Genomic DNA, 12,392 nt, shown 5'->3' on the forward strand with positions numbered 1-12,392 from the left:
GCAGACCGGCGTCCGGCCTCGCGGACGCGGGCCGCCTGAGCGGCATATTAGCACCTGTTAAAATTCTGCGATCCCTGAAACGCGCGCTTAAAAAGCGCGCCGGCGGGCCGGCGTTTCCGGCCCCCACCAACGAAGCCTTCTACCAGCATGCTGCCAGCACACAAACAGACCCTCGAAGCCCTGCTCGCGGATAGCGTCAAGCAGGTCGCACACGCGCTGAAAGGCGCCGACGCAGCATTCGTCGCCCCGACCATCACGCTGGAGCGCCCGAAGGTCGCCGCGCACGGCGACGTCGCGTGCAACGTCGCGATGCAGCTCGCGAAGCCGCTGGGCACGAACCCGCGCCAGCTCGCCGAACGGATCGTCGCCGCGCTCACCGCGCAGCCGGCCGCGCAAGGCCTCGTCGAAGCCGCCGAGATCGCCGGCCCCGGCTTCATCAACCTGCGCCTGTCGGCGGCCGCGAAGCAGGCGGTGATCGCCGCCGTGTTCGAGCAGGGCCGCGCGTTCGGCACGTCGGATCGCGAGAAAGGCAAGCGGGTGCTGCTCGAATTCGTATCGGCCAACCCGACCGGCCCGCTGCACGTCGGCCACGGCCGCCAGGCCGCGCTCGGCGACGTGCTCGCCAACGTGATCGCGAGCCAGGGCTACGCGGTGCACCGCGAGTTCTACTACAACGACGCCGGCGTGCAGATCGGCAACCTCGCGATCTCGACGCAGGCGCGCGCCCGCGGCCTGAAGCCGGGCGACGCGGGCTGGCCGGAAGCCGCGTACAACGGCGAGTACATCGCCGACATCGCGCGCGACTACCTGAACGGCGAAACGGTCGCCGCATCGGACGGCGAGCCGGTCAAGGGCGCGGGCGACGTCGAGGATCTCGACGCGATCCGCAAGTTCGCGGTCACGTACCTGCGTCGCGAGCAGGACATGGACCTGCAGGCGTTCGGCGTGAAGTTCGACCAGTACTACCTCGAGTCGTCGCTGTACAGCGAGGGCCGCGTCGAGAAGACGGTCGACGCGCTGGTCAAGGCCGGCATGACCTACGAGCAGGACGGCGCGCTGTGGCTGCGCACGACCGACGAAGGCGACGACAAGGATCGCGTGATGCGCAAGTCGGACGGCACGTACACGTACTTCGTGCCGGACGTCGCATACCACGTGACGAAGTGGGAACGCGGCTTCACGAAGGTGATCAACATCCAGGGTTCGGACCACCACGGCACGATCGCGCGCGTGCGCGCCGGCCTGCAGGGCCTGCACATCGGGATCCCGAAGGGCTATCCCGACTATGTGCTGCACAAGATGGTCACCGTGATGCGCGACGGGCAGGAAGTGAAGATCTCGAAGCGCGCGGGCAGCTACGTGACGGTGCGCGACCTGATCGAATGGTCGGGCGGCGCGGCGGCGGGCCAGGAAGCGGCCCCCGACCTGATCGACGAGGCGACCATCACGCGCGGCCGCGACGCGGTGCGCTTCTTCCTGATCTCGCGCAAGGCCGATACCGAGTTCGTGTTCGACATCGATCTCGCGCTGAAACAGAACGACGAAAACCCGGTCTATTACGTCCAGTACGCGCATGCGCGGATCTGCTCGGTGCTCAACGAACTGAAGTCGCGCTACAACGTCGACGTCGCGCAACTGCCGGGCGCCGACCTGTCGCAGTTGACGAGCGCACAGGCGGCATCGCTGATGCAGAAGCTGGCCGAGTATCCGGACATGCTCACGCACGCGGCGAACGAGCTGGCGCCGCACGCGGTCGCGTTCTACCTGCGCGATCTCGCTGGCGAATTCCACTCGTTCTACAATGCGGAGCGCGTGCTGGTCGACGACGAAGCGCCGCGCAATGCGCGCGCCGCGCTGCTCGCCGCGACCCGGCAGGTGCTCGAGAACGGCCTGACGGTGCTCGGCGTGTCCGCCCCCGCCAAGATGTAAGGATGTCCGCGCGGCCCGAACCGGGCCGCGACTGGCTGCGGCAACGCCCGCCGTCGGATTGCCCGCCGTCGGGCGCCCGTCGCAGCCCTCTCACGATTCTTTTTGCAGGTGACTCAAGCAATGGCACAACCACGCCGAACTTCGAAGCAATCGAAACAAGCCGGAGGGACATTTCTTGGAATCGTACTGGGCCTGATCGTCGGCCTCGCGATCGCCGTGGTGGTGGCGCTCTACATCACGCGTTCGCCGTCGCCGTTCGTGTCGAAGGTCGCGCCGCCGCAGGCCGACAACGGCGCGAGCCAGCCGCAGCAGTTCGACCCGAACCGCGCGCTGCAGGGCAAGACGCCCGGCCAGCCGGTGCCGCAGGCCGCGCAATCCGCACCGCCGAACACCGCGCCCGGCCAGGCCGCGAACCAGACTCAGGGCGGCGGCCTGCTGCCCGAGCCGCAGATCGTCGAAGTGCCGCCGTCGGGCAACGCGAACGGCGCCACCGGCTCGAGCAACGCCACCGCGTCGAACAATCCGTCGTCGGGCAACGGCGTCGCCGTCGCACCGAAGCCGGCCGACACCACGCCGCCGCCGAAGAAGACGCAACAGGCGCAGCAACAACAGCAGCAAGGCGGCGAGGACGACCTCGCGCGCTTCGCCGCGCAGAAGCAGGCGCAGCAGGCCGCCGCGCAAAAGCAGCAGCAACAGCAGCAGGCCGCGAACACGCCGAAGCCGACGTCGTCGGCCGCCGCCGCGGCGGCAGCGGCGAAGCCGCCGACCGCGAACGACGCGAACACCGGCTACTTCCTGCAGGTCGGCGCGTACAAGACGGAAGGCGATGCCGAACAGCAGCGTGCGCGCCTCGGCTTCCAGGGCTTCGAGTCGAAGGTGTCGAAGCGCGACGTCAGCGGCGTGACCTATTTCCGCGTGCGCGTCGGCCCGTTCTCGAAGTTCGAGGATATGAACTCGGCCCGTCAGCGCCTGTCCGATGCAGGTGTCGACACGGCGGTGATCCGCTTCACGAAGCAGTAAGCCACCCGGCCGCGCCCACGCAGAACCCGTTACGTTCCGTAACCCGAGCAACCGATTCGACGTTCACAACATGAAAAAACTGCTTAGCACGCTCCTTCTGTCCCTGGGCCTGGCCGCCGGCCTCGCCCAGGCTTCGCCCGCCGCGCCGGCCGCCGGCAAGGACTTCGAGGTGATGAAGTCGCCGCAGCCGGTGTCGGCGCCGGCCGGCAAGGTCGAGGTGATCGAGTTCTTCTGGTACGGCTGCCCGCACTGCTACGAATTCGAGCCGACGATCGAGGCCTGGGTGAAGAAGCAGGGCAACAACATCGACTTCAAGCGCGTGCCGGTCGCCTTCCGTGACGATTTCCTCCCGCACTCGAAGCTGTTCTACGCGGTGTCCGCGCTCGGCATTTCCGAGAAGGTCACGCCGGCGATCTTCAACGCGATCCACAAGCAGAAGAACTACCTGCTGACGCCGCAGGCGCAGGCCGACTTCCTGGCCACGCAGGGCGTCGACAAGAAGAAGTTCATGGACGCGTACAACTCGTTCAGCGTGCAGGGCGAGGTGAACCAGTCGGCCAAGCTGCTGAAGGACTACGCGATCGACGGCGTGCCGACGGTCGTCGTCCAGGGCAAGTACAAGACGGGCCCCGCTTACACGAACAGCATCCCGGGTACCGCCCAGGTGCTCGACTTCCTCGTGAAGCAGGTTCAGGACAAGAAGCTCTGATCCCCGCCCGCGCGCCGGCATGACTACTCCGCTGAAGGTCTTCATCACCGGCGCGTCGAGCGGCCTCGGCCTCGCGATGGCCGAGGAATACGCCCGCCAGGGCGCCACGCTCGCGCTCGTCGCGCGCCGCACCGATGCACTCGATGCGTTCGCGCGGCGGTTCCCGAAGCTGTCCATCTCCGTCTATTCCGCCGACGTGCGCGACGCCGATGCGCTGGCCACCGCCGCCGCGTCGTTCATCGCCGCGCACGGCTGCCCCGACGTCGTGATCGCGAACGCGGGCATCAGCCAGGGCGCCGTCACGGGCCAGGGCGACCTCGCGACGTTCCGCGACGTGATGGACATCAACTACTACGGGATGGTCGCGACGTTCGAGCCGTTCGTCGGCCCGATGACGGCCGCGCGCCACGGCACGCTGGTCGGCGTCGCGAGCGTCGCCGGCGTGCGCGGGCTGCCCGGCTCCGGCGCGTACAGCGCGTCGAAATCGGCCGCGATCAAGTATCTCGAATCGCTGCGCGTCGAGTTGCGCCCGGCCGGCGTCGGCGTCGTGACGATCGCGCCCGGCTACATTCGCACGCCGATGACCGCGCACAACCCGTACCGGATGCCGTTCCTGATGGACGCCGACCGCTTCGCCGCGCGCGCGGCGCGGGCGATCGCCCGGCAGCACGCGTTCCGCGTGATTCCGTGGCAGATGGGCGTCGTCGCGAAGGTGCTGCACGTGCTGCCGCGCTGGCTGTACGACCGCCTGTTCGAGAAGGCGCCGCGCAAGCCGAAGGCCGGCGCGCACTAAGTGCGCCGTGGATCCGGCGAGCGCCTCGCCGGGTCGCTGTCGGGCCTTGGCCCGGTCTGCCTCGCCATACCGCGCGAATCCGCGCGGGCCTCTACCTTCGTGTCGCGCCACATACCGCGCACCGCTGCCGCGATCCTGTCCGTTCCGTCGCTCGCGCCGCGCATTCGCATTCGCATTCGCATTCGCATTCGCATTCGCAGCCGCCCGCCTCGCCCCTCGCCTTCCGCGCCGCGCTCGCCCTCTCCGCACGGCCGCATCAACACCCGTTCCGTCGCCATCGCAGCCGTTTTTCGGTCAATTCGTCGCGTTCCGGCGCCTTTTTCCACGCGTCGCGCGCTTTGACGGTATCCTATTCGCCAGCCGCGCCGGCCCTGCCCGCTGCCGGGCCGCGCCCGCCTCCGTCATCCAGCGAAAAACACAAGCAACGTGGGAGATCCTATGCACGTCAAGCTATTCGCCGCGGCCGCCGTGGCCGCGGCCCTTGCCGCTCCCGGCCTCGCCGCCGCCAAGCCGCTCACCGTCTGCACGGAATCGAGCCCGGACGGCTTCGACGTCGTGCAGTACAACTCGCTCGTCACGACCAACGCGTCGGCCGACGTGATCTTCAACACGCTCGTGTCCTACGACGAAGCCGCGAAGAAGGTCGTGCCCGCGCTCGCGGACAAATGGGAAGCAAGCGCCGACGGCCTCACGTACACGTTCCACCTGCGCCCGAACGTCGCGTTCCAGACCACCGACTACTTCAAGCCGGGCCGCCCGCTGAACGCCGACGACGTCGTGTTCACGTTCACGCGGATGCTCGACGATGCGAATCCGTGGCACAAGGTGGCCGGCGCGAGCGGCTTCCCGCATGCGCAGTCGATGGGCCTCGTGAAGCTCGTGAAATCGGTGACGAAGGTCGACGACAGCACGGTGAAGTTCGTGCTGAACGAGCCGAACGCGACGTTCGTGCCGATCCTGACGATGGGCTTCGCGTCGATCTACTCGGCCGAGTACGCGGACCAGTTGCTCAAGGCCGGCAAGCAGGCCGACCTGAACGCGAAGCCGGTCGGCACCGGCCCGTTCGTGCTGAAGAGCTATACGAAGGACGCACTGATCCGCTACGACGTGAACCCGACCTACTGGGGCGCGAAGCCGAAGGTCGATCGATTGATCTACGCGATCACGCCCGATGCATCGGTGCGCATGCAGAAGGTGAAGGCCGGCGAATGCCAGATCGCGCTGTCGCCGAAGCCGCAAGACGTGCTCGCCGCGAAGGGCGACAGCGCGCTGAAGGTCGTGCAGACGCCTGCGTTCATGACCGCGTTCGTCGCGCTGAACACGCAGAAGAAGCCGCTCGACAACGACAAGGTGCGCGAGGCGCTGAATCTCGCGTTCGACCGCGCGACCTACCTGAAGGTCGTGTTCGACAACACCGCGACGGCCGCGAACAATCCGTATCCGCCGAACACGTGGAGCTACGCGAAGGACATCGCGCCGTATGCGTACGATCCCGCGAAGGCGAAGCAGCTGCTCGCGCAGGCCGGCTTCCCGAACGGCTTCTCGACGACGATCTGGACGCGCCCGACCGGCAGCGTGCTGAACCCGAATCCGAAAGCCGGCGCCGAACTGCTGCAGGCCGACCTCGCGAAGATCGGCGTGAAAGCGGAAGTGAAAGTGATCGAATGGGGCGAACTGATCAAGCAGGCGAAGCTCGGCCAGCATGACATGCTGTTCATGGGCTGGGCCGGCGACAACGGCGATCCGGACAACTACCTGTCGCCGCTGTTCAGCTGCAACGCGGTGAAGTCGGGCATCAACTTCGCGCGCTTCTGCGATGCGCAGCTCGACAAGCTGATCGCCGACGGCAAGGCGACCGCCGACCAGGCCAAGCGCGCGAAGCTGTACGAAAGCGCGCAGAAGATCATCCACGACCAGGCGCTGTGGATTCCGCTCGGCTACCCGACCGCGGCCGCGCTGACGCGCACGAACGTGAGCGGCTATCACGTGAGTCCGTTCGGACGGCAGAACTTCGCGACGGTCGCGGTGCAGTAACCTCGCGTGGCGCGCAAGCGACGGCGCACATGCCGCTCGCTTGCGGCCCGCGCGCCGCGCTTGCTACACTGCGCGCTCATTCCTCATACCGGACGCCAGCCAAAGTGAACAACTAAGCCTTCCCGAAATGTTTTCGCCGCCCGTGCCACGCACGCCGCGCGCGAAGGTCTTCACGCATTTTTGGAGGTGCTTATGGCTGCAGCCACGCCCACCGGCGCGCTCGTCGCGCTTCATCACGTTTCCTTCCGCTTCGACGACGGCGTCACGCTGTTCGATTCGCTCGACCTGTCCATCGATCGCACGCCGACCGGCATCGTCGGCCGCAACGGCGTCGGCAAGAGCGTGCTCGCGCAACTGATCGCGGGCCGCCGCGCGCCGAGTGCGGGGACGGTCGAGCGACATGCGCAGGTCGTCTACGTCGCGCAGCAGCACGACCACGACGCCACGGCCGCCCCGCGATCCGTCGCGCAGATCGCCGCGCTCGATGCGCCGCTCGGCGCGCTCGCGCGTCTCGCGGACGGCCACGCGGGGCCGCACGACTTCGACCTGATCGGCGATCGCTGGGATCTCGCGGAGCGGCTGCGCGCGGCGCTCGACGCGGCCGGCCTGCACGATGTCCGCGCCGACACGCCCGCGCACACGTTGAGCGGCGGCCAGCTCGCGCGCGTCGCGCTGATCGGCGCGCTGCTGTCCGGCGCCGGCCTGCTCGTGCTCGACGAACCGACCAATCATCTCGACGCACCGGGCCGCGCGTGGCTGCGCACGGCGCTCGACGGCTGGCGCGGCGGCGTGGTCATCGTGAGCCACGACCGTGCGCTGCTCGCCGGCGTGCAGCGCATCGTCGAGCTGACGCCGCACGGCGCGCGCTCGTACGGCGGCAACTACGCGCTCTACCGTGCGCAGCGCGACGCGCAACAGGAAGCCGCGCACGCGGCGCTCGACCATGTGCGCACCGAGCGCGAGCGCGTGCGGCGCAGGCTCGAACAGGAACACGACACGATCCAGCGCCATGCGGCCGCGTCGCTGCGCGACGCGAAGGCGGCCAACCTGTCGTCGATGGCGCGCCAGCGCCGCAAGGGCGCCGCGCGCGCCATCATGGGGACGGTCCGGCGTCATCAGAGCGACTTCAAGGCGACGCTCGACACGCGCGTGCAGGAAGCGGCAGCGCGCGTCGAAACCGACGCGCCCGTACTGGTGTCGCTGCCGGGCACGGAGGTCAGCGCGCGCCGCCAGCTGTTCACGCTCGAACGCGCGCAACTGCCGTGGCGCGTCGCGGGCGACACCGACGCGATCACGTGGTCGGCCAGCGGCGCCGTGCGCATCGCGCTGACGGGCCCGAACGGCTGCGGCAAGTCGACGTTGCTGAGGATGCTCGCGGGCGAGCTGGCGCCGCGCTCAGGCACTTGCACGACGCACGTGAGCGCCGCGTATCTCGACCAGCGGCTCGCACTGCTCGACCCGGAGCGCTCGATCGTCGAGCAACTCGGGCTGCTCGATACGCCGCTCGCCGAAGGCGACCTGCGCAGCCGTCTCGCGCTGCTGCAGCTCGACGCGACACGTGCGACGCAACCGGCGCGGCAACTGAGCGGCGGCGAACGGTTGAAGGCCGCGCTCGCGTGCGCGTTGTGGCGCGGCACGCCCGCGCAACTGCTGCTGCTCGACGAGCCGACCAATCACCTCGATCTCGAATCGGTGCGTGCGATCGAAGCCGCGCTGGCCGGTTTCCCGGGCGCGCTCGTGGTCGCGTCGCACGACGCCGCGTTTCTCGCGGCGCTCGAACCGACGCACACGATGCAGTGGCATCGCGACGGATGGCGTTACGAACCCGTCGCGTAACGATGACGAAGCGCGCTCAGCTGGCGGCGCGAAACCGCAGCACGCCGTCGTCACCCTGCTCGCGCACGAGTTCGCCCGCGAGCCACAGCAGGTTCAGGTGCGCGAGCGCCTCGCCGAGCGCGAACGTCATCTGGTGGATGTCGAGCTCGCGGCGGCGGAACATGATCGGCACGATGTCGGCCGCGCTCATCGGCTTTTCCGCGCACGCGACGCGCACTTCGGCCAGGCGCGCATCGTGGTGTTCGCGCAGTTGCGCGATGCGCGTGCGCACGCCGCGGAACGGCTTGCCGTGCGACGGCAGCACGAGCGTATCGGGCGACATCGTCTCGTAGCGGCCGAGCGATTCCAGGTACAGCGCGAGCGGGTTCGCTTCGGGCTCGAGGTCGAACACCGACACGTTCGTCGAAATGCGCGGCAGCACCATGTCGCCGGAAATCAGCACGCCGTCGGCTTCGCTGTGAAGCGCGCAATGTTCGGGCGAATGGCCGAAGCCGGTGACGACGCGCCACGTGCGCGAGCCGATCGTCACCGCGTCGCCTTCGCGCAGGCGCCGGTAGCGCGGCGGCACGGCCGGCACCAGATCCGAGTAGTAGCTGCGGCGGTTGCGCAGCTTGTCGAGCGCGGCCGGATCGGTCAGCCCGTGGCGCGCGAAGTGATCGGCGGCGGCCGCGCCGCCCGCGTTCGACCCGTTGCCGGCTGCCATCAGGCAGCCGAACAGGTATTCGCCGAGCGTCATCCACAGCCGCACGTTCCAGCGGCCCTTGTCGCCGCCTTCGCACAGCCAGTTCGCGAGGCCGAAGTGATCGGGGTGGCAGTGCGTGACGAGCACGCGCAGCACGGGCAGGCCGTCGAGCTGCGTGTCGAAGATCTGCTCCCAGTGCGTGCGGATCGCGTCCGACGCGATCCCGCAATCGACGACCGTCCAGCCGGCCTGCCCGTCGATCTCGTCGCGCAGCAGCCAGAGATTGATGTGATCGAGCGAGAACGGCAGCGGCATGCGCAGCCAGCGCACGCCGGGCGCGACCTCGAACGTGTCGCCCGCGGCGGGCAGCGTATCGGCGAAGGGGTAGTCGAGTTGGTGTTCCAGGGCATTCATCGGTGGGGCGTCTCGTCGTTATCGGTGCGAAGGCGCGCCGGCGGCAGGGTGCGGCGGGCGGTGCGTCGATTCTATCGCCGTCGCGCGAAACACGTGCCCGGCCCCCGGCGGCGCGCCGAAAAAAGTTCGTGTCAGAATCGGTTCCGTACCCGTATCTTTACGCGAAGATGCGTCGAACGGCGCCCAACGGCGATCAACACACCGATTGACGACCATTCGCGCATCACCGCGAAAATCATTGAAACGCCGACTTGGGCGCTAAAATGGCGAGTGCTTACAGCCCCTTGAACGAGCCTGCACGCGATGAATCACTTCCCCAAACTGCTGTCGTCGCAGATCGGTTTCGACGTCGCGCAGACGATGCTCGAATACTTCGATCGCCATTACCGGATCTTCCGCGAAGCGGCGGTCGATGCGAAGACGCTGTTCGAGCGCGGCGACTGGCACGGGCTGCAGCGGCTCGCGCGCGAGCGGATCACGTCGTACGACGATCGCGTGAAGGAATGCGTCGAGGTGCTGGAAGACGAATACGACGCGGAGAACATCGACGACGAAGTCTGGCAGCAGATCAAGCTGCACTACATCGGCCTGCTCACGTCGCACCGCCAGCCCGAGTGCGCGGAAACCTTCTTCAATTCGGTGTGCTGCAAGATCCTGCACCGCTCGTATTTCAGCAACGATTTCATCTTCGTGCGCCCGGCGATCTCGACCGAGTATCTGGAGAACGACGAGCCGGCCGCGAAACCGACGTACCGCGCGTACTATCCGGGCACCGACGGGCTCGCGGTCACGCTCGAGCGCATCGTCACGAATTTCCAGCTCGAGCCGGCGTTCGAGGATCTCACGCGCGACATCGGCTGCGTGATGCAGGCGATCGACGATGAATTCGGCCACTTCGACGAAGCGCCGAATTTCCAGATCCACGTGCTGTCGTCGCTGTTCTTCCGCAACAAGAGCGCGTACATCGTCGGCCGCATCATCAACGCCGACCGCGTGCTGCCGTTCGCGGTGCCGATCCGCCACGTGCGCCCGGGCGTGCTCGCGCTCGATACCGTGCTGCTGCGCCGCGAGCAGCTGCAGATCATCTTCAGCTTCTCGCATTCGTACTTCCTCGTCGACATGGGCGTGCCGTCCGCGTACGTGGAGTTCCTCTGCACGATCATGCCGGGCAAGCCGAAGGCCGAGATCTACACGTCGGTCGGGCTGCAGAAGCAGGGCAAGAACCTGTTCTACCGCGACCTGCTGCACCATCTGTCGCATTCGAGCGACCGCTTCATCATCGCGCCCGGGATCAAGGGCCTCGTGATGCTCGTGTTCACGCTGCCGTCGTTCCCGTACGTGTTCAAGATCATCAAGGATCAATTCCCGCCGCCGAAGGAAACGACGCGCGCGCAGATCATGGAGAAGTACCAGCTCGTGAAGCGCCACGACCGCCTCGGGCGAATGGCCGACACGCTCGAGTATTCGAGCGTCGCGCTGCCGCTCGCGCGGCTCGATCATGCGCTCGTGCGTGAACTCGAGAAGGAAGTGCCGTCGCTGCTCGAGTACGAGGACGACAAGCTCGTGATCAAGCACCTGTACATCGAGCGCCGGATGACGCCGCTGAACCTGTACCTGCAGAACGGCAGCGACGCGGACGTCGAGCATGGCGTGAAGGAATACGGCAACGCGGTGAAGGAGCTGATGAAGGCGAACATCTTCCCCGGCGACATGCTGTACAAGAACTTCGGCGTCACGCGCCACGGCCGCGTCGTGTTCTACGACTACGACGAGATCGAGTACCTGACCGACTGCAACGTGCGGCGCGTGCCGCCGCCGCGCAACGAGGAAGACGAGCTGTCCGGCGAACCGTGGTATACCGTCGGCCCGCACGACATCTTTCCGGAGACCTACGGGCCGTTCCTGCTCGGCGACCCGCGCGTGCGCAGCGTCTTCATGAAGCATCACGCGGACTTTTTCGATCCGGCGCTGTGGCAGGCGAGCAAGGACAAGCTGATGCAGGGCGAATTGCCCGATTTTTATCCGTACGATGCGGCCCTGCGCTTTAGCGTGCGCTACCCTGCGCGCTTCGGCGCGACGGGCCTCGACGACGGCGCAGGCGACGCACAGCGCGCCGCCTGACGCCGGCAACACCGAATCCGATATCGACCGATTTCCGCCAACGGAAGCCACACCGATGACTACTCAAGACAATCCGCTTTCACATCTGTTCGACAACAACGATGCCTGGGTCAAGCGCCAGCTCGCCGACGATCCCGATTTCTTCGCACGACTCGCCGACCAGCAGGCGCCGGAATATCTGTGGATCGGCTGCTCGGATTCGCGCGTGCCGGCGAACCAGATCATCGGCCTGCCGCCGGGCGAAGTGTTCGTGCACCGCAACATCGCGAACGTGGTCGTGCACAGCGACCTGAACTGCCTGTCGGTGATCCAGTTCGCGGTCGACATCCTGCGCGTCAAGCACATCATGGTCGTCGGCCACTACGGCTGCTCGGGCGTGAACGCGGCGCTGCACAACCGCCGTGTCGGCCTCGCGGACAACTGGCTGCATCACGTGCAGGACGTACGCGAGCGCCATGCGGCGCTGCTCGACGAATGGCCGGTCGGCGAAGCGCGTTACCGTCGCCTGATCGAGCTGAATGCGATCGAACAGGTCGTCAACGTGTGCCGCACGACGATCGTCAACGACGCGTGGGCGCGCGGCCAGTCGCTCACCGTGCACGGGCTCGTGTACGGCGTGCATGACGGCCGGATGCGCAACCTCGGGATGGCCGTGTCGAACTTCGACGCGCTCGACTCGACTTACCGGCGCTGCGTGGCCGCGCTCACCGCCGGCGGCGAGCATGCGCCGGACAACGACATGGTCGCGGCGGACGCCGCCCGGCTCGAAAGCGTCGCGCAGGCGGTCGCCGCGACGCTCAAGCCGTGCGACGACGCGCAGCAGTAACGCGCCAGCCGCCGGGCGGCGGCTGCGA

General features: G+C 67.5%; 9 protein-coding genes. 8 read left to right on the top strand and 1 reads right to left on the bottom strand.

Features of this window, described 5'->3' with window-relative positions:
- Nucleotides 1-147 precede the first annotated feature (147 nt).
- The 6 genes from argS (at nt 148) to CFB52_RS15285 (ending at nt 8,321) form a co-directional block, all read left to right on the top strand.
- Nucleotides 148-1,929, top strand: a complete 1,782-nt coding sequence (gene argS, locus CFB52_RS15260) for an arginine--tRNA ligase (protein ID WP_059585387.1) — start codon at nt 148-150, stop codon at nt 1,927-1,929.
- A gap of 120 nt (nt 1,930-2,049) precedes the next feature.
- Entirely contained in the window at nt 2,050-2,949 is a 900-nt protein-coding gene (locus CFB52_RS15265; protein WP_060966594.1) for an SPOR domain-containing protein, read from the top strand.
- Nucleotides 2,950-3,019: 70 nt separating this feature from the next.
- Complete coding sequence (locus CFB52_RS15270; protein WP_011694426.1) at nt 3,020-3,658, top strand: thiol:disulfide interchange protein DsbA/DsbL; 639 nt, start codon at nt 3,020-3,022, stop codon at nt 3,656-3,658.
- Between the two features lie 19 nt (nt 3,659-3,677).
- A complete protein-coding gene (locus CFB52_RS15275) occupies nt 3,678-4,451 on the top strand; it encodes an SDR family oxidoreductase (protein WP_059585389.1) in 774 nt (257 codons plus the stop codon).
- Nucleotides 4,452-4,889: 438 nt separating this feature from the next.
- Nucleotides 4,890-6,485 (top strand): ABC transporter substrate-binding protein, encoded by a 1,596-nt coding sequence (locus CFB52_RS15280; RefSeq protein ID WP_059585391.1) that lies wholly within the window; start codon nt 4,890-4,892, stop codon nt 6,483-6,485.
- Nucleotides 6,486-6,677: 192 nt separating this feature from the next.
- A complete protein-coding gene (locus CFB52_RS15285; protein ID WP_099316867.1) occupies nt 6,678-8,321 on the top strand; it encodes an ABC-F family ATP-binding cassette domain-containing protein in 1,644 nt (547 codons plus the stop codon).
- 16 nt (nt 8,322-8,337) lie between these two features.
- Here the strand turns inward: CFB52_RS15285 and CFB52_RS15290 are convergent, their stop codons facing one another.
- Entirely contained in the window at nt 8,338-9,417 is a 1,080-nt protein-coding gene (locus CFB52_RS15290) for an MBL fold metallo-hydrolase (RefSeq protein WP_099316868.1), read from the bottom strand.
- A 303-nt stretch (nt 9,418-9,720) separates the two neighbouring features.
- Between CFB52_RS15290 and aceK the strand changes: the two genes are divergently transcribed.
- Entirely contained in the window at nt 9,721-11,538 is a 1,818-nt protein-coding gene (gene aceK / locus CFB52_RS15300) for a bifunctional isocitrate dehydrogenase kinase/phosphatase (protein WP_059641340.1), read from the top strand.
- A gap of 55 nt (nt 11,539-11,593) precedes the next feature.
- Nucleotides 11,594-12,364 (top strand): carbonate dehydratase, encoded by a 771-nt coding sequence (can, locus tag CFB52_RS15305; RefSeq protein ID WP_059585395.1) that lies wholly within the window; start codon nt 11,594-11,596, stop codon nt 12,362-12,364.
- Nucleotides 12,365-12,392: the final 28 nt, after the last annotated feature.

This window comes from Burkholderia sp. AU18528 (assembly GCF_002223215.2).
Classification (GTDB): Bacteria; Pseudomonadota; Gammaproteobacteria; order Burkholderiales; family Burkholderiaceae; genus Burkholderia; species Burkholderia semiarida.

Bases quoted from the DNA above. Each gene is read 5' to 3' on its own strand.
- argS (WP_059585387.1), top strand. From the start codon at position 148: ATGCTGCCAGCACACAAACAGACCCTCGAAGCCCTGCTCGCGGATAGC.
- CFB52_RS15265 (WP_060966594.1), top strand. From the start codon at position 2,050: ATGGCACAACCACGCCGAACTTCGAAGCAATCGAAACAAGCCGGAGGG.
- CFB52_RS15270 (WP_011694426.1), top strand. From the start codon at position 3,020: ATGAAAAAACTGCTTAGCACGCTCCTTCTGTCCCTGGGCCTGGCCGCC.
- CFB52_RS15275 (WP_059585389.1), top strand. From the start codon at position 3,678: ATGACTACTCCGCTGAAGGTCTTCATCACCGGCGCGTCGAGCGGCCTC.
- CFB52_RS15280 (WP_059585391.1), top strand. From the start codon at position 4,890: ATGCACGTCAAGCTATTCGCCGCGGCCGCCGTGGCCGCGGCCCTTGCC.
- CFB52_RS15285 (WP_099316867.1), top strand. From the start codon at position 6,678: ATGGCTGCAGCCACGCCCACCGGCGCGCTCGTCGCGCTTCATCACGTT.
- CFB52_RS15290 (WP_099316868.1), bottom strand. From the start codon at position 9,417: ATGAATGCCCTGGAACACCAACTCGACTACCCCTTCGCCGATACGCTG.
- aceK (WP_059641340.1), top strand. From the start codon at position 9,721: ATGAATCACTTCCCCAAACTGCTGTCGTCGCAGATCGGTTTCGACGTC.
- can (WP_059585395.1), top strand. From the start codon at position 11,594: ATGACTACTCAAGACAATCCGCTTTCACATCTGTTCGACAACAACGAT.